Genomic DNA, 17,341 nt, shown 5'->3' with positions numbered 1-17,341 from the left:
TTGAGCCCAAAATCATTAGCTGTATACTAACGAAACTGAGAAACGTTATCATTTATCGTCTAATTTAAGGACTGTTACGATGAAAAAACTGCTAATCGCCTCTGCTGTTACGGCTAGCTTATTAGGAACGAGCGCCGCCTTTGCCGCTGAAGAAGTGAACGTCTACTCGTATCGTCAACCTTTTTTGATTGAGCCTATGTTCGATGCGTTTACTGAAGAGACAGGCATCAAAGTCAACGTGAAGTTTGCTAAAAAAGGCATGGCGGAGAAGGTTAAGCAGGAAGGCGAATACAGCCCTGCTGACGTGTTGCTAACAGTCGATATTTCTCGCCTTAAAGATTTGGTTAATCACGATGTGGTTCAGCCAGTGCAAAGCGATGTGATCGATCAAAACGTTCCTGAGCAGTTCCGTGACAGTGAAGATAAGTGGGTTGCGTTAACCACTCGTGCTCGCGCCGTTTACTCATCGCGTGAGCGTGTCGGTAAACTGGGTGATGATTTTGATTATCTCGACTTGGCAAAACCCGAGTGGAAAGGCAAGATTTGCACCCGTTCAGGCAAACACCCTTACAATGTATCTTTGGTGTCTGCCATCATCGAAAATCACGGTGAAGCCACCGCTAAAGAATGGCTGAAAGGGGTGAAAGCGAACTTGGCGCGTAAACCTCAAGGGAATGATCGTGCACAAGTCAAAGCGATTAAAGAAGGCTTGTGTGACGTTTCTTTGGGGAACAGCTACTACCTTGGTAAGATGCTGAACGACGAAGAACAAAAAGCGTGGGCGGAAGCGGTATACATTAACTATCCTGGCCAAAATGCGCACGGCACCCAAGTGAATGTGAGCGGCATGGCGATGGCGAAGTATGCGCCGAATAAAGAAAACGCTCTTAAACTCATGGAATTCCTAACGTCAGACAAAGCGCAGCACATGTATGCTGAAGTGAACTTTGAAGAGCCAGTGAAACCTGGCGTAGAAAAGTCTGAGCTAGTGGCATCGTGGGGCGAGTATAAGCACGATCCTATGCCGCTAGAGGCCATTGCTGATAACTACAGCAAATCAGTGAAGCTACTGGATGAAGTCCAGTTCGATCTGTAAGCCTCTACACGGGGTGCGTGGCACCCCGGTTGTCTTTCTCTGACGCCTGAATGTTGTAGGCTATGCAAGACAGATTACCCGTTATTAAAACCAGCAGTTGGGGCCTAGCCCTGCTGCTGGTTTTGCCGATCTTGGCAATCTTCTACACCGCAATCGGTGATACAGATGATATTTTCTCCCATCTGTTTGAGACCGTTTTGCCGACGTATACGCTCAATACCAGTTTATTGGTGGTGGGGGTCGTGGTCATTGCGATTGCATTAGGCGTGCCGACGGCTTGGATGCTTGCCATGTATCAAGTGCCGGGCAGCCGACATTTGCAATGGGCGATGGTACTGCCATTAGCCATGCCGGGTTATATCATCGGTTACATCTACACCGATTGGTTTGATTACGCGGGGCCGTTACAGCGCCTGCTGCGCCATTGGTTTGAATGGCAAAGTGTCAATGATTACTGGTTTCCAGATATGCGTACCTTACCGGGGGCGTGTTTTGTGCTGGCATTGGTGCTGTACCCGTATATCTACCTGCTGACTCGCGCCGCGTTTATGGAGCAAAGTGTCACCTTGACGCATTCTGCGCGTCTATTGGGATGCTCGCCACTGCAAAGTTTTCGCCGTATCTCCCTGCCTTTGGCCCGTCCCGCCGTTGCCGTCGGGGCATCGCTGGTGGCAATGGAAGCGCTGGGGGATTTTGGTACGGTTAACTATTTTGCCGTGAGTACATTAACCACCGCGGTATATGATACTTGGTTGGGTTACTCAAGCTTAACGGCAGCAGCTAAAATTTCTGCCATTATGCTGGTGGCCATTTTTGTATTGATCAGTGCCGAGCGCTATGGACGACGTAAGCAAGCGCAATTTACGCCGTCATCAAGCAGTGATGCGATAGAGAAGACCCCCCTGTCCGGTTGGAAAAAAGTGGGCGTGGTTGTCTGGTGTTGGGGCTTGCTATCGCTGGCGTTTATATTGCCGCTGCTTCAACTGATCATTTATGCGTGGCACTACTATGCGCAAAATGCCATCGACGATTTTCTCACCTTTAGCTACAACAGCTTTTATACCTCCAGCCTTGCGGCTGTGGTTGCGGTCGGCATTGCATGGACCGTCAATGTGTATCGCCGCTTATGCGGTCATGGTTTGAGTGTCGCGCCCATGCGTCTCGCCTCTATGGGGTATGCGGTGCCAGGAACGGTATTAGCGATTGGGGTGATGCTGGTATTAACTCGAGGCGATCACCTGATCAATGACATCGCCAAGGCGTATGACTGGGGACGCCCCGGTTTGGTGCTTTCTGGCACCATGTTTGCCTTGCTCACTGCCTTTGTGGTGCGTTTCAGTGCGGTCGCGATCGGCAGTATTGAGTCCAGCATGGCAAAAATACCGCCATCACTCGACATGGCGGCGCGTACTATGGGATGCACGACCAGCGGCGTTATTCGTCGTGTTCACCTCCCCTTAATTCGTCGGGGGACTTTAATTGCGATGCTGCTGGTCTTTATCGAGTCGATGAAAGAGTTGAATGCGGCGATTTTACTGCGTCCGTTTAACTTCGAAACCCTTGCCACCTACGTGTACAACTTTACCTCGGATGAGCACCTCGAATATGCGGCCTTACCTGCCATTTTGCTAGTGGCGGTGGGGCTGATACCGCTTATTTTGATTAACCGTTCGCTGGAGCAGAAATACCAATGAAGTGCGCCCTGTCGATAGAAAACCTGACCTGCAGTTACAACGGCACGCCAGTGCTCAAAGATTTGTCTTTGCAAGTCGCGCCGGGTGAGATTGTGTGTTTGCTCGGCGCCAGCGGCTGTGGCAAGACTACCTTGTTGAAAGCCATGGCTGGGTTAATCCCTCTTAGCRCGGGCATGCTGTCGATTGGGTGCAACATCATGGAAGATGGTCAGCATTCGGTGCCACCTGAGCAGCGCAATATTGGTATGATTTTTCAAGACTATGCGCTGTTTCCGCACTTGACCGTTGCCGAGAATATCGGCTTTGGTCTTACGTCACTGGCCGCGTCTGTGCGTCATGAAAAAGTGACTGATATGCTCAAGCTCGTGCGCCTTGAGGGACTGGGGGAGCGCTATCCGCACCAGTTATCCGGTGGTCAACAACAACGGGTTGCGATTGCGCGTGCGCTGGCTTATGAGCCTGATCTGCTGCTGTTGGACGAGCCGTTTTCCAATATTGATACCCAAGTGCGCCATGACTTGATTGAAGAGATCCGCCGGATCTTTAAATCACAGGGAGTGACGGCGATTTTGGTCACGCATAGCCGGGAGGAAGCCTTTGCTTTTGCGGACAAATTGGCGGTGATGAATCAAGGGATTATCGAGCAATTCGGGGATACGACTGAGGTGTATTACCAGCCGAAAAGCCGATTTGTGGCTGATTTCTTAGGGCAAGGCTCTTATGTACCAGTGACTGTGTCGGCGCAAGAACAAATGCAGACGCCGCTGGGACCTTGGCCACGGCCAGTGCATTGTCATCCCGGTCCACATTGGTGGTTGCTTCGCCCACAATTTTTGAGTATCCGTGCGGACTCGCAAGGCGAGGGGCAGGTATTGTCGCAGCAATTTATGGGGGATAGCAGCCGGTACACCATTGATATTCACGGTCAAAAATTGTCGGTGCATGCCCGTGAACCATTATCGGTGGGGGATACGGTAAGTCTAACCATTCGCCCTCATGAGCCGGTGTTATTTAACGATGGGCCCAGCTTTATTGATGCTTAAACGAAAAAAGCCAACCGCGAGGTTGGCTTTTCGTCATTAGCGCACAATTTAAGCGCCTTGCTGGCACAGTACATCGATGTACTTTTGTGCCATTTCGCTTAATGCTGCTTTATCGGGTTGCTGGTGCGCTTGTAAAAACAACACATAGCAAATCCCTGCAAGCATGCTTGCCAGCTCGCGAGGTTGGTGACGGTGAGTGAGTTCACCTTGCGCCATGCCTCGCTCAAACACGTGCACAAATTGCTCGACGGCATCGCGGCTGCCTTTTACAAAGCGTGGCCAAATGTCTTCGCGAATCGATGTACTCCATTCAAACCAGACTTTCATCCATGCTTTGTCTTCCAATGCGGTATCGATAATCTGCGAGGTAATGCAGTTAAGCGATGCACGCATCGATTGACTATCGCGGGTGCAATCATTGATTAACGCAATGAAATGCTTTTCTGTTTGGGCCAAAATTTCCTCGACCAGATCTTCACGGGTCGGGAAGTAATTGAAGACGGTTGCCACAGAGACATTCGCCATATCAGCAATATCAGCGTGACCGGCACGACCAATTCCCCGTTTTGCAAACACATCCAAACCACAAGTTAACAACTGCTCTTTGCGTCTCTCAGGCGACAGTCGCGTCCTTGTTCTTTCATTTGATTGAGCCATCCTAAAACCTGCCAACTTATATTTAGTTTGTACAAATTAATTATTGTTTGTGCTAATAATTTTCTTAATTAGCGGGTTGAGTTTATACCAGCTCTCCGTGGCGTGACAACGGCTGGAAGGCCGATCTGGGCCGTAAATCGGTAATTTTGTCTGCAAAAAAAGTCACCTATTAATAAAAACACAGGCAGGGATTATTTTTTCTTATCAATCAGTGTGATAGTTAACTAGTGTAAGGGTACAAGCTAAGGTCAATCGGTGGAATTGGGATCCGCAATCGATTTAGTGCTAGACTATGCCACCTTTGTTATTGACCCCCGCAAACGTGGGGACAAACCATCGGGGCAGATATGAAACACACCGTTGAAGTGATGATTTCAGAACAGGACGTACAGGCGCGAGTAAAAGCCCTGGGCGCCGAGATCAACGAGCACTATAAAGACTCAAAAGACCTAGTATTGGTTGGATTGTTACGAGGCTCGTTCGTCTTTATGGCTGACTTATGTCGTGCCATTGACTTGCCACACTCGGTCGATTTTATGACCGCATCAAGCTATGGCAATAGCATGGAAAGCACACGTGACGTGCGCATCCTCAAAGACTTAGATGATGATATCAAAGGGAAAGACATTCTTTTGGTCGAAGACATCATTGATACCGGCAATACGCTTAGCAAAGTATGCGAAATTCTATCGCTAAGAGAGCCCAATTCCGTGCGTATTTGTACCCTACTTGATAAACCAGAACGTCGTGAAGTGGATGTAAAAGTCGATTGGCTTGGCTTTACTATCCCAGACGAGTTTGTGGTTGGCGTAGGGATTGATTACGCGCAGAAATACCGCCACTTGCCATTTATCGGTAAAGTGGTGCCGCTCGATTAATCGTGACGGTATTCTCTGAGCGCTGAGCCTTTTTGGCTGTCAGATGATGATAAGCCATAAAAAAACCGAGCAGATGCTCGGTTTTTTTGTCTCCATAGTGAAGTTAGTAGGCGCCTTCTCGTTCGGGAGCCGGCGCGCGCTGATAATGCGCGGGAGACAATCCCAGCATTTCTTGTAGACAAGATGCCACCGCGACCGATGACCAGGTGCCAGTGAGCACGCCTACAAAAAGTGTCAGCGCAAAGCCGTACAAGGCATCGCCACCTAATACCAACAAGCATCCGATGGTAAATAGCGTCGTGCCGGCGGTGATCATGGTGCGCGAAAAAGTCTCACAGACCGCAATATTGGTGCTGACATATACACATTGATTCGGTTTGGCTCTGAGCACATCGCGCAACCGATCGCCGATCACAATCGAGTCATTGAGCGAGTAACCGATAACGGCGAGAAGGCCGGCAATGACATTGAGATCCATCGGCACCGCAAGTATCGCCAATAGGCCTAAGGTGAGAGTCACATCGTGCACCAGCGCCCCTATCGCCGCTAAAGCAAGGCGCCATTCAAAGCGAATTGCCAAATAAAGCATGATGGCCAACGAGGCAACCAGCAGTGCCAATCCCCCTTGCTCAAACAGTACCTGACCCACTTGAGGGCCGACGACGTTCGCTTGAGCCATGGTGACAGGCATGGCGAGTGCGCTGCTGATGTGGGCGATGACCTGTTGCGGATCTTGCCATTGGGGCGCATGAGGTAAAATAAGCTGCCACTGGCCCTGAGTGGTACTTGGCGTGAGTGTCGCCAGTTCGCCGAACTGACTGTGCAGGGCGGCGATCAGCGTATCACTGCCCGCTAGGCTGGGTAAGGCGAAATCAATCACGATGCCACCGGTAAAATCGATGCCCAAGTTTAGGCCATAATAAGCGATCGCCCAGAGGCTGATCAGGGTGAGTACCCCTGAGAGTGCCAAGCTGGCATAGCGGACTTGTGTCAGTTTCATAAACAGGCTCCTTAAATAGTCACGGCGCGGCGGCGGTCGCGTCCCCAAATTGGGTTGATGATGGCTCGCGTGCCGACAATGCCACTTATCATGCTGGCGCACAGTCCCAGGATCAGTGTGGTGGCAAATCCTTGTAATGGGCCTGAGCCGACCGCATACAAGCAGACCGCAGAAATTAAGGTGGTGATATTGGCGTCAAAAATCGTGCTAAAGGCCGCTCGATAACCCGTATCAATCGCATTGGCTAGGCTTGCGCCGGCACGTAAGCGATCGCGAATACGCTCAAAGATAAGCACATTGGTATCGACCGCCATCCCCACGGTTAACACCAAACCGGCGATGCCCGGTAGGGTCAGCACTGCGCCGGGCAGCATCGCGAGTAGGCCGACTTGCATCATCAAGTTGGCAACCAGCGAGACAATCGCAACCCATCCGAAGCGGCGATACCAAAGCATCATAAAGATAGCCATACCTATCATGCCAACGGCCAGTGCAGAAAATCCTGCCTTGATATTATCGGCGCCCAAGGTCGGGCCAATCGCGCGTTCTTCAACGATTTTAATCGGTGCGGTGAGGGCGCCAGCGCGCAGCAACATCGAGAGGTTACGGGCTTCTTCTGGGCTCGACAGGCCTGTGATCCGGAATCGATCGCTAAGCGCACTTTGAATTGTCGCGACGTTGATCACCCGTTCATTGGCAACCAGCTCACCTTGCTCATTGGCTTGATACTCACGGTACACAGTAGCCATGGGATCGCCCAAGTGACGTCGGGTAAAGGCCAACATGGTTTCACCTCCGGGGCCATCCAAGCGAATATCAACTTGCGGACGACGCATTTCATCAACGCTGGTGCGCGCATCAATAATGTGTTCTCCACCCAAAATGGCATGACGTGCTAACGGCACCACATTGTGCTGCGCGTCATACAGGCGTTTCGGGCTTGTGGCATCGAGGGCATAGAACGCGAGTGAGGCTGTCGCGCCAATAACATTTTTGGCTTGTTTGGGATCATGCACCCCGGGCAGTTCGATACGAATATAGTCTTTACCCTGACGTTGCACACTCGCCTCAGCCACGCCTAAGGCGTCGATACGTTTGCGAAGAATATCGATATTCTGACGTACAGCTTGATGACTCATCGCGTCTTGCTCGGTATCGGCCATCTGCCAGCCATTTGCGGTGCTATTGAATCGCCATTGCGGATAATGCTCGGTAAACCAAGCGCTGGCTTTGCTGCGATCGCTGGCACTGAGCATCGGCAATTGCACCGTAGTGTTATCTTTGGTGTTGACCGTGGCGTTAGCGGGTAAGTGCTGACTGTCTAACCAAAGGTTGAGCCCTTGCACTAACGCCTCGGCTTGATGGGCGAGTGCTTGGTCGGTATCAACCCAAAGTAACAACTGTACACCGCCACGCAGATCGAGCCCTAGTTTTACCGGCTCGGCGCCGAGGCGCGACAGCCATGTGGGTGCTGCGGATAAATAATCGAGGGTGATTTCCGCGTCGGGCCCTAGAGTGCCTTTTAATTGCTGTTGTACGTTCTGTTGCTGGCTAATATCGGGCGTGATTAAGGTAACCGTCCCTTGCGAGTCATAACGCACTTCACTCACGGCATCTGGATGGGTTTTCAGCCAGTTTTGCAGTCCCTGATGCGAGTGATGCGACACGCTCACCACTGGGTGGTCGCCAAAAAAGCTTGGTAACGCCTGCACGGTCAGGACGATCAGCATCAGGACTAATGCGGCGTAGTGCCATAAAGAATAGCGATTAACGGGGGATAATTTATTCATTCGTTCTCCTTGGCTGTGCGTCACGCACAGCAAAACCTAATACCGAGCGTCGGCTCGATATTGTGATTGGGGGGAAAGGCGCAACGGCCTTTAGGAAAGCGAACGATTAACGCGAATGAATAAAGCGATATTGCAGGTTGTGTTCTCGCCAGCCGCCGAGACGGGGGAGCGAAAAGGTAAGATACTGGCGGGGCAGACACACCCCAAGTGCGCACAAAAAGGCAATCAGGTGCCAAGCAAGGTGAATGTGCGGGGGAGGAAGAACCGCGACTAAATGTGGCGGTTGGGTATCGTCGTCAGGCAAGGCCGCAGGCAAGGCAACACTGGCTCTCGCGGTAGAAACGAGCGCCGGTGTTTGCTGAAGGGCATGGACTTGGCTGCTGGAGCGGAACGGTGAAACCTGCGCTTGCGCTGCCACATTGACCAGCACCGCAAACAGCATCATGCCCGCCATCAGCCACATGGTGAGCGGAGAGCGGTGCGTTGTTGATGATGAAGCGTGCGCGATCGGAGTCATGGCGGTGTTGTACGACGATTAAGTCGCGATCACAAGTGTGACTGTGTCAGCACTGTGTCAATTCTCACAAGAAACCGGCGCGGCAGAGTCTGGCACTAAATGACTCATCGCCGCTTGGTAGTTCACTTCCAGCGACTCGCGGCTATCTGCGGTCATGCCTAAATCGCGCAAAATACCGTCGGTGGTGTTGTAGAACCAACCATGTACTTTCACGTCTTGGCCGCGCTCCCACGCTGCACGCAAAATGGTGGAATTACCCAGATGATACACTTGCTCAGCCACATTGATTTCGCACAGGCGATTACCGCGCTCTTGTGGGGGGAGGCAGCCGAGATAATGTTTGTGTTTGAGATACAAATCGCGAATGTGAAGCAACCAGTTATTGATCAAACCAAGCTCTGGGTTATCAATGGCCGCGTGGACACCACCACACCCATAATGACCACAGACAATAATGTGCTTGATTTGCAGAACATCGACGGCGTACTGCACCACAGATAAACAATTGAGATCGGTGTGAATCACTTGATTGGCGACATTGCGGTGAACAAACAACTCACCCGAATCTAATCCTGTAAGGCGCTCGGCGGGCACGCGGCTATCAGCACAGCCAATCCAGAGATATTCAGGATGTTGTTCTTGGGCCAAGTTGGCAAAAAACTGGGGGTTACTGTCGCGAATATCTTGCGACCATGCTTTGTTGTTAGCAAATAAAGCTTTGATTTTGGCCATGGGCAACGTGTCTTTTGGCAAACATATCAATTGCCACTATACCTCACTGTTACGCCGTGAAATATACTGAGATCAATATTCACATGTTTTTACATTTATGGCGCCCGAGGGATCACGCTGTTAACGGCGCGGGCCACTGCTCGGATAGGTTAATGCGAGAAAATTCGTATACTGTTCGCTCCATCATGATCTTAACCGCAGTAGAGGTAGTGCGTGTTTGATAAAGGACGATTTGCACAACTGTCATTAAAGGGCGATCTGTTCGGCGGCGTGACGACTGCCATTATTTCATTGCCTTTGGCGTTAGCCTTTGGTGTCGCCTCAGGCGCCGGTGCAGAAGCTGGACTCTGGGGAGCCATCTTAGTTGGGCTTTTTGCATCGCTTTTTGGTGGCTCGTCGACCCTGATCTCAGAGCCGACCGGCCCCATGACGGTGATCATGACGGCGGTATTAACTGCCATGATGGCACGCTACCCGGAAGGCGGCTTGGCAATGGGCTTTACCGTGGTGATGATGGCTGGCGCATTCCAAGTACTGATTGGCAGTCTGCGCTTAGGCAAGTACGTGACTTTAATGCCCTACAGTGTCGTTTCTGGGTTTATGTCGGGTATTGGCGTGATATTGATTCTGCTCCAACTTGCGCCGCTATTAGGGCAAGCTGCGCCATCGGGCGGTGTCCTCGGTACCTTAAAAGCCTTGCCAGATTTACTGGTCAATGCCGACATCAAAGAAGTCTTTCTCGGCGCGCTCACGCTAGGAATTTTGTTTTACTTTCCCGCCAAATACCGTCGTTTCATTCCCGCGCAACTCGTGGCGCTTGTCAGTATTACCTTGGTGTCGGTGGTACTCTTTGATTCGGACAGCATTCGTCGAATTGGTGAGATCCCAACTGGCCTGCCGTCGCTCGTGATCCCCCATATCACCCCCGAGCATTTTACCGCCATGGTCATAGATGCACTGGTGCTCGGGACGCTCGGCTGTATTGATACCCTGTTAACCGCCGTGATTGCGGACTCGCTGACCAGACAAGAGCATGACTCGGACCGTGAGCTGCGCGGACAAGGCATTGCCAATATGATCGCAGGGCTATTTGGCGCCTTGCCCGGCGCGGGGGCTACCATGGGCACTGTGGTCAATGTCCAAGTGGGGGCGCGTTCGCCGCTGTCGGGCATTTTGCGGGCGCTTATTCTGGCTGCGGTGGTGTTGGTGGCCGGCGCGCTGACTGCGCCCATCCCGATGGCAGTGTTGGCGGGCATCGCCTTGTATGTCGGCTTTAATATTTTAGATTGGAGCTTTTTGCATCGCGCCCACAAAATCAGTTTGCAGCAGACGGGGATCATGTATGGCGTAATGGCACTGACTGTGTTCGTTGACTTAATCGTGGCGGTGGGATTAGGGGTCTTTATCGCTAACTTACTGGTAATAGAACGACTCAGTCGCGAGCAAGCGAAACAAGTGCGCGCAATCAGTGATGCCGAGGATGACGAGGTACCGCTTAATGATGAGGAGCGTGCCCTTTTAGATGCCAGTAATGGACAAGTACTGTTCTTCTATCTATCCGGCCCCATGATTTTCAGCGTCTCTAAAGCCATTGCGCGTCAGCATGCGCATATCAATGAGTTCCGTGTGATGATTTTGGACTTAAGTGATGTGCCTATGCTGGATATGACCGTTGGGCTGGCGCTCGAAAACGCGATCAAAGATGCACGAGAAGCGAATTGTACGGTGTTTTTACTGTGCCCACATGACGAAACGCGTGAGCAATTGCAGCGCTTACACATAGGTGATTGGGTTCGCGATGCGCACATTTTCACCACACGTAAGCCGGCGCTCGAAGCGGCTAACCGGTTAGTTGAAGTAATGCCATAACCTCATAGCGCGACGTGGCCTTGACGGTGATGTCGCGCTTTTCGCGATTTTTTAGCGATGCTAAGTTTTTGGCAAACCTTATTTTACAATGCTTTTATTTTAAATTTGCCACATTTCTACGCATTTCGAATCATTTGCTTGAAACTTGACCACGTGTTTTCCTACCTGATTTGATCTTACACACATTCCTATATACTGGCGCCCGCGCACCGGGTGAGTCCCGTGCCAGTGAGTAAAGCCGTCATGGCCGTGAAACTGCATACGACTTGAAAGGATCAAAGGTTTTGAAATTCGAACGATTCAAAAACTGGACCCTCAAAGGGGACCTGTTTGGGGGCGTCACCACGGCGGTTATCTCTTTGCCCCTCTCGCTGGCGTTCGGAGTAGCGTCAGGGGCGGGGGCGGAAGCCGGAATGTGGGGCGCCATTTTAGTGGGCTTGTTTGCTGCTTTATTTGGTGGCTCTTCAACGCTTATCTCTGAGCCAACTGGGCCTATGACGGTAATTATGACCGCGGTGCTCACTACCATGGTGTCGCGCTATCCTGAGGGCGGCATGGCAATGGGCTTTACCGTAGTGATGATGGCCGGCCTGTTCCAAGTGATATTGGGGACGCTCAAACTGGGCAAATACGTGACCTTAATGCCCTACAGCGTGATCTCCGGTTTTATGTCGGGGATTGGCGTTATCCTGATTATTCTCCAACTGCCACCCTTACTGGGCCAAGCCACGCCTGATGGCGGGGTGTTAGGCACACTTAAAAGTCTTCCCGATCTGATTGCTCACACTCAGCAAAGCGAATTACTGTTGGGGCTGGTGACACTGGGTATTTTGTTCTCCTTTCCACAGCGTTACCGGCGCTATATGCCGGTGCAGCTGGTTGCGCTCGTTGTGGTCACCTTACTGTCGATTGCATGGTTTGATTTGGCGGCGATTCGCCGGATTGGTGAGATCCCAACCGGACTGCCAACCTTGGTGTTGCCTCAATTTAACAGTGAAATGCTCACCACCATGATGGTCGATGCTCTGGTACTCGGGACCTTAGGCTGTATTGATACCTTATTGTCAGCGGTGATTGCCGATTCACTCACTCGCGAGGAACATGACTCGGACAAAGAGTTACGCGGCCAAGGGTTAGCGAATATGGTTGCTGGGTTATTCGGCGCGTTACCAGGGGCTGGCGGTACCATGGGGACGGTCGTCAATGTGCAGGTGGGGGGACGCTCTCCGTTGTCGGCCATTATCCGTGCACTCTTGCTCGCGGCGGTCATCTTAGTCGCCGGTTTTCTGACCGAGCCCATTCCGATGGCGGTATTGGCGGGTATCGCGATTTATGTCGGTTTTAATATTCTTGACCGCACCTTCATCCAACGTGCGCATAAAGTCAGTTTGCATCAAACCGTGATCATGTATGGTGTGATGGTGCTGACCGTACTGGTGGACTTGATTGTCGCAGTCGGCGTTGGGGTGTTTATCGCCAATATTATCGCGATTGAACACCTGAGCCGAGAGCAAGAAAAGCAGGTGAAAGCGATCAGTGATGCTGATGAGGACGATGTACCGCTTAACGATATGGAGCGTGCCTTATTAGACAGCGCGAACGGAAAAGTGTTGTTTTTCTACCTCTCAGGCCCAATGATATTCAGTGTCTCAAAAGCGATTGCACGTCAACACAGCAAAATTGAGGAATTTGATGTCATGATCCTCGACCTTAGCGACGTGCCCATGATTGATATGACTGTCGGTCTAGCGCTGGAAAATGCCATCAAAGATGCGTTAGACGTGAATTGCCAAGTCTTTTTGCTCTGTCCCCACCAAAAAACGCGGGACCAATTAGAGCGCTTGCATGTAAAAAATTGGCTCACTGACGACCACACCTTTGATAGCCGTTATGACGCATTACGCGCCGCGCACAAAGTGACCGAAGTCATGGCTTAAACGTAACGGGAGCTTATGAAAGCAATCGAAATTAAGGACCTGGTGAAAACGTACGGGTCCAATGTCAAGGCGCTTAAAGGGGTATCGCTCTCCGTGGAGGAGGGCGATTTTTATGCGCTATTGGGGCCTAATGGGGCGGGAAAATCGACCACCATTGGCATCTTGAGCTCACTGGTCAACAAGACCCAAGGTCAGGTGAGCATTTTTGGCTACGACTTGGACACGCAAAAGGTGGAAGCCAAAAAGCAAATTGGCCTTGTGCCGCAAGAGTTTAACTTTAACCAGTTTGAAAAAGTGCAGCAGATTGTGGTGAACCAAGCTGGATACTACGGTGTGCCGCGTGCTCAGGCCAAAGAGCGTGCGAAAAAATACCTCTCTCAGCTCGACTTGTGGGATAAACGCCATGAGCCGGCACGGAACTTATCGGGCGGGATGAAGCGTCGTTTGATGATTGCCCGCGCGTTAATGCACGAGCCTCGCTTATTGATCTTGGACGAGCCGACAGCTGGGGTGGATATCGAACTGCGTCGCTCGATGTGGGATTTTCTCAGTGAGATAAACCGCCAAGGGATCACCATTATTTTGACCACCCACTATCTCGAAGAAGCAGAGATGCTGTGTCGAAATATCGGTATCATCAATCGGGGTGAGCTGGTGGAAGACACGTCCATGAAAGCACTGCTTGCCAAGTTGGACGCGGAAACCTTCATTCTTGATTTGCAGCCCGGACATAAGCTCAGCACCTTAGAGGGCGTGAATTGGCAAAAAACCGACACTAACACCCTTGAAGTGGAGGTGAATAAATCAGTCGGGCTGACGCCGGTATTTGAACAATTGTCGCAACAAGGTGTACAAGTGCTGTCGATGCGAAACAAGGCGAATCGTCTTGAGGAGTTGTTTGTCACCTTGATTCAGCAAAACGGGGAGGGCCACGCATGAATGCCTTGTATTGGGTCGCTTTTCGTACCCTGATCCACAAAGAAGTGGTCCGCTTTACGCGTATTTGGGTACAGACCTTGGTGCCACCAGCGATTACCATGAGCCTCTATTTTATTATTTTCGGTAACCTGATTGGCTCTCGAATTGGTGAAATGGAAGGCTTCACTTACATGGAGTACATCGTGCCCGGGCTTATCATGATGTCGGTGATCACCAACTCTTACTCGAATGTGGCATCGTCCTTCTTTAGTGCCAAGTTCCAACATAATATTGAGGAGTTGTTGGTCGCGCCCATTCCAAACTACGTGATCATTGCTGGCTACATTGGTGGTGGGATGTGTCGCGGCTTGGCTGTGGGTGCCTTGGTGACCATGACGTCGCTCTTTTTTGTCGACTTGCAAATCGCGCACCCTCTGATTGTTATTACGACCGTGGTACTGACGTCGGCGGTGTTTGCGCTGGGGGGATTAATCAATGCTATCTTCGCCAAAACCTTCGACGATATAAGCTTGATCCCAACCTTTGTCCTCACGCCATTGACCTATTTAGGCGGGGTCTTTTACTCGCTATCACTGTTGCCAGAGTTTTGGCAGGGCGTGTCAAAACTGAACCCGATTGTGTATATGGTTAACGCCTTCCGTTACGGCTTTTTGGGTGTCTCGGATGTGGGGATTACCACCTCGTTTGGCGTCTTACTGCTGTTTATTGCGGGGCTGTATGCCTTGGCATGGGGATTAATTTCTCGAGGCACCGGATTGCGCAGCTAAGCGAGGGTTAATTCATCGCTAAGATGACGCTATCTAATTGATCGTTAAAAAAGCCCCAGCTATCCAAACTGGGGCTTTTTGGTTTAGTTAAACAAGCCTTTCAGCCATCCGACTGGGTCTGGTTTATCACACCGTTTCGCTAACTCACCACTCGGATCCCACATAGGGAGTTTTTGGTTACCGTAACAGTCCAGTTGATAGCGACTCGCGTTATGCTGCACCGTGACCGTAGTGACTTGTGCAGGCCACGCGACGCTGAGGTTGCTCGCACCGCGGCGCGTGAGGTAATCGTCATAGACACGCAACGCCCCTGATGCACCGGTCAGTCCCGTTGATTGGTTGTCATCACGGCCCAACCAAATAGTGGTGACTTCCTTATCATCGATGCCAACAAACCAGCTATCACGGTTATCGTCGGTTGTACCTGTTTTACCGGCGAGTGCAAACTGGCCATGATGTTGCCGTAAGTAGCGGCCCGTTCCTTGTTGAACGACTTGTTTCATCGCATATAAGGTTAACCAACCGGCTTGCTCTGGTACGACACGCTCTGCTTTGGGCCAGTTGCGATAAAGACTATGGCCTTCTTTGGTGGTCACAGCCCGCAGTGCGGTGAGAGGCGCGCGCTGACCAGCACTGCCGAGGGTTTGATACATCTGAGTAACGTCAAACGGACTCATGCTAAATGTACCAAGCAGCACGGATGGCACGCGTGGAATAGCATCAGTATTGGCACCCAGCTTGCCGAAGGTGTCAATCACTTCACCTAAGCCCAGTTGCATGCCGAGATTCACCGTGGGCACGTTATACGACTTGGCCAGTGCCGTGAGCAAAGACACACTGCCTCGGTATTGGCGGTCATAGTTTCGCGGTTGCCAACTGCTGCCTTGACTGCCCTCAAGACGAATGGGTTTGTCGTCAATGTCGCTGGTAAGCTGAAAGCGGGTCGGATGGCTTAATGCCGCGAGATACACCGCCGGTTTGGCCAATGATCCGATCGGGCGTTTTGCGTTCAGGGCGCGGTTAAATCCGGCGAAACCGGGCTTGGCGCCGCCAACCATGGCGCGAACTTCTCCACTGCGACGGTCGGCAATCACTGCTGCGGCTTCTAATTGGTTACCGGCCCGTCCTTTTAATGCTTTGACCTTAGTGGTCACCGCTCGTTCGATGGCCTGTTGAGAGACAGGATCGAGGGTGGTGAATATGCGCAGGCCAGCACCAGCAGCGTATTTGTCGCCGACCTTTTGACGAATTTCTTCTTTGAGCTGATCAAAGTAAGCCGGTTGGGGGCTTGCCAGCGAAGGTGTGCTTTGAATATCTAGCGGGCGGCTGGCGGCCGCATCATAGTCTGCGCTGGTGAGTAGGTTTTGCTCCATCATTAACCGTAAAACGAGATCGCGACGAGTTTTCGCGCGCTCGGGATGACGGAACGGGTTGTAATAAGACGGCCCCTTGACCATGCCAACCAACAACGCAAGTTGGTCAACGCGCAGCTCGTTGATGGGACGTCCAAAGTAGAGTCTGGCGCCCAATGGAAATCCATGCACAGGTTCACCGCGGTTTTGACCGAGATACACTTCATTGAGGTAAGCCTCGAGGATTTTGTCTTTGCTGTACCGAAAATCGAGCAACAGTGCCATGTAGGCTTCTTGGACTTTTCGCCACAAGGTGCGGTCACGGGTTAGGAACAGGTTTTTGGCGAGCTGTTGGGTGAGGGTTGAGCCACCTTGTACAGTGCGACCTGCACGAATATTGGCCACCAAGGCTCGCAATATCCCCGTTGGAGAGACCCCCTCGTGGTGGTAAAAGTCGCGGTCTTCGGTTGTGATCAGGGCTTCTACCAGAAATTCAGGAAAGCGCTCTCGGGGTAAAAATAAACGCTGTTCGTGGATCCCAGACTCCATCATCCCCAATAACTTGGGTTCGATACGCAACAGTCCAAGCGGTTGGTTGCTGCTTACCTCGGTGATTTTGGTCACTTGGTTGCCGTTAAAGCTTAGCATGGCGTGCCGAGCGGTGGCCGGACCGTCTTCAAAGTCGAACGGACGGCGGATGATTTCTAACCGTGTCTGCGACGCTGAGTATTCACCGGGGCGCTTGGGGGTACGCACTTTTTGGTAGTTGAGTGCATCTAGCTGCTGGCGCAACTGAACCAAGGAAAAATCGCTTCCCGGTGACAGGCTAATCACACGGCCATAGACAACGCCCGGGAGCTGCCAAATTTGACCACTAAATTTGTCTTGGATTTTGCCATCTAAGTAAATACCGAGGATAACGATAGCCGCTATACCGACCAAACTGCATTTAAAGCCGAAGGCAAGTAAGCGCTTGGTCCAGCTTGGCTTGGCGGTCGCTTTTTTAGTGCGACGGGTCGGCGCAGTGCGTTTCTTAGTGCTTGTGCGTGTTTTTTTATTAGCCATACAAT

The 17,341-nt window shown here is 51.5% G+C and carries 14 protein-coding genes; 8 read left to right on the top strand and 6 right to left on the bottom strand.

All coding sequences use genetic code 11. The features are described from left to right. The first annotated feature begins 79 nt into the window (after positions 1-79). The 3 genes from BZJ17_RS01665 (at position 80) to BZJ17_RS01655 (ending at position 3,833) form a co-directional block, all read left to right on the top strand. On the top strand, positions 80-1,096 hold the full coding sequence (locus tag BZJ17_RS01665) for a Fe(3+) ABC transporter substrate-binding protein (RefSeq protein WP_069586421.1): 1,017 nt from the start codon (positions 80-82) through the stop codon (positions 1,094-1,096). Between the two features lie 62 nt (positions 1,097-1,158). Further along, positions 1,159-2,790, top strand: a complete 1,632-nt coding sequence (locus BZJ17_RS01660; protein ID WP_077639562.1) for an iron ABC transporter permease — start codon at positions 1,159-1,161, stop codon at positions 2,788-2,790. Then, positions 2,787-3,833, top strand: a complete 1,047-nt coding sequence (locus BZJ17_RS01655; protein WP_077639561.1) for an ABC transporter ATP-binding protein — start codon at positions 2,787-2,789, stop codon at positions 3,831-3,833. Before BZJ17_RS01660 ends, BZJ17_RS01655 begins: the two co-directional genes overlap by 4 nt. Positions 3,834-3,881: 48 nt before the next feature. Here BZJ17_RS01655 and BZJ17_RS01650 read toward each other — a convergent pair whose 3' ends face one another. Further along, complete coding sequence (locus BZJ17_RS01650; RefSeq protein WP_069586424.1) at positions 3,882-4,490, bottom strand: TetR/AcrR family transcriptional regulator; 609 nt, start codon at positions 4,488-4,490, stop codon at positions 3,882-3,884. 347 nt (positions 4,491-4,837) lie between these two features. Between BZJ17_RS01650 and hpt the strand changes: the two genes are divergently transcribed. Continuing rightward, entirely contained in the window at positions 4,838-5,368 is a 531-nt protein-coding gene (gene hpt / locus BZJ17_RS01645; protein ID WP_069586425.1) for a hypoxanthine phosphoribosyltransferase, read from the top strand. A gap of 103 nt (positions 5,369-5,471) precedes the next feature. Here the strand turns inward: hpt and secF are convergent, their stop codons facing one another. From secF to can, 4 genes are all read right to left on the bottom strand, one after another. Further along, positions 5,472-6,368 carry a protein translocase subunit SecF gene (gene secF / locus BZJ17_RS01640; protein ID WP_077639560.1) on the bottom strand — a complete coding sequence of 299 codons (897 nt, stop codon included), beginning with the start codon at positions 6,366-6,368 and terminating at the stop codon, positions 5,472-5,474. Positions 6,369-6,379: 11 nt separating this feature from the next. Beyond that, positions 6,380-8,158 (bottom strand): protein translocase subunit SecD, encoded by a 1,779-nt coding sequence (gene secD, locus BZJ17_RS01635; RefSeq protein ID WP_077639559.1) that lies wholly within the window; start codon positions 8,156-8,158, stop codon positions 6,380-6,382. A 106-nt stretch (positions 8,159-8,264) separates the two neighbouring features. Next, positions 8,265-8,675: a hypothetical protein gene (locus BZJ17_RS01630; RefSeq protein WP_131826789.1), complete on the bottom strand. Its 411-nt coding sequence runs from the start codon at positions 8,673-8,675 to the stop codon at positions 8,265-8,267. Between the two features lie 57 nt (positions 8,676-8,732). Next, positions 8,733-9,407, bottom strand: a complete 675-nt coding sequence (can, locus tag BZJ17_RS01625) for a carbonate dehydratase (RefSeq protein ID WP_069586429.1) — start codon at positions 9,405-9,407, stop codon at positions 8,733-8,735. A 213-nt stretch (positions 9,408-9,620) separates the two neighbouring features. Here can and BZJ17_RS01620 point away from each other — a divergent pair, with 213 nt between their 5' ends. The 4 genes from BZJ17_RS01620 to BZJ17_RS01605 all read left to right on the top strand — a co-directional run bounded on the left by BZJ17_RS01620 (position 9,621) and on the right by BZJ17_RS01605 (position 14,919). Beyond that, positions 9,621-11,276 carry a SulP family inorganic anion transporter gene (locus BZJ17_RS01620; RefSeq protein WP_069586430.1) on the top strand — a complete coding sequence of 552 codons (1,656 nt, stop codon included), beginning with the start codon at positions 9,621-9,623 and terminating at the stop codon, positions 11,274-11,276. 284 nt (positions 11,277-11,560) lie between these two features. Then, positions 11,561-13,213 (top strand): SulP family inorganic anion transporter, encoded by a 1,653-nt coding sequence (locus BZJ17_RS01615; protein WP_069586431.1) that lies wholly within the window; start codon positions 11,561-11,563, stop codon positions 13,211-13,213. Positions 13,214-13,228: 15 nt separating this feature from the next. Continuing rightward, on the top strand, positions 13,229-14,152 hold the full coding sequence (locus BZJ17_RS01610) for an ABC transporter ATP-binding protein (protein ID WP_069586432.1): 924 nt from the start codon (positions 13,229-13,231) through the stop codon (positions 14,150-14,152). Next, on the top strand, positions 14,149-14,919 hold the full coding sequence (locus BZJ17_RS01605; RefSeq protein WP_069586433.1) for an ABC transporter permease: 771 nt from the start codon (positions 14,149-14,151) through the stop codon (positions 14,917-14,919). The genes BZJ17_RS01610 and BZJ17_RS01605 overlap by 4 nt, the downstream gene beginning before the upstream one ends. Before the next feature lie 83 nt (positions 14,920-15,002). On the opposite strand, the gene mrcB is transcribed toward BZJ17_RS01605, so the two are convergent. Further along, the gene (gene mrcB / locus BZJ17_RS01600; protein WP_077639557.1) at positions 15,003-17,336 is read right to left on the bottom strand and encodes a penicillin-binding protein 1B; all 2,334 of its coding nucleotides are present in this window, start codon (positions 17,334-17,336) and stop codon (positions 15,003-15,005) included. Between the last annotated feature and the right edge of the window lie 5 nt (positions 17,337-17,341).

This window comes from Salinivibrio sp. IB574 (assembly GCF_001996205.1).
Classification (GTDB): domain Bacteria; phylum Pseudomonadota; class Gammaproteobacteria; order Enterobacterales; family Vibrionaceae; genus Salinivibrio; species Salinivibrio proteolyticus.
This window is presented reverse-complemented; position numbering and strand designations above follow the sequence as displayed.

Bases quoted from the DNA above. Each gene is read 5' to 3' on its own strand.
- mrcB (WP_077639557.1), bottom strand. From the start codon at position 17,336: ATGGCTAATAAAAAAACACGCACAAGCACTAAGAAACGCACTGCGCCG.
- secF (WP_077639560.1), bottom strand. From the start codon at position 6,368: ATGAAACTGACACAAGTCCGCTATGCCAGCTTGGCACTCTCAGGGGTA.
- BZJ17_RS01630 (WP_131826789.1), bottom strand. From the start codon at position 8,675: ATGACTCCGATCGCGCACGCTTCATCATCAACAACGCACCGCTCTCCG.
- BZJ17_RS01660 (WP_077639562.1), top strand. From the start codon at position 1,159: ATGCAAGACAGATTACCCGTTATTAAAACCAGCAGTTGGGGCCTAGCC.
- secD (WP_077639559.1), bottom strand. From the start codon at position 8,158: ATGAATAAATTATCCCCCGTTAATCGCTATTCTTTATGGCACTACGCC.
- BZJ17_RS01665 (WP_069586421.1), top strand. From the start codon at position 80: ATGAAAAAACTGCTAATCGCCTCTGCTGTTACGGCTAGCTTATTAGGA.
- BZJ17_RS01605 (WP_069586433.1), top strand. From the start codon at position 14,149: ATGAATGCCTTGTATTGGGTCGCTTTTCGTACCCTGATCCACAAAGAA.
- BZJ17_RS01650 (WP_069586424.1), bottom strand. From the start codon at position 4,490: ATGGCTCAATCAAATGAAAGAACAAGGACGCGACTGTCGCCTGAGAGA.
- hpt (WP_069586425.1), top strand. From the start codon at position 4,838: ATGAAACACACCGTTGAAGTGATGATTTCAGAACAGGACGTACAGGCG.
- can (WP_069586429.1), bottom strand. From the start codon at position 9,407: ATGGCCAAAATCAAAGCTTTATTTGCTAACAACAAAGCATGGTCGCAA.
- BZJ17_RS01610 (WP_069586432.1), top strand. From the start codon at position 13,229: ATGAAAGCAATCGAAATTAAGGACCTGGTGAAAACGTACGGGTCCAAT.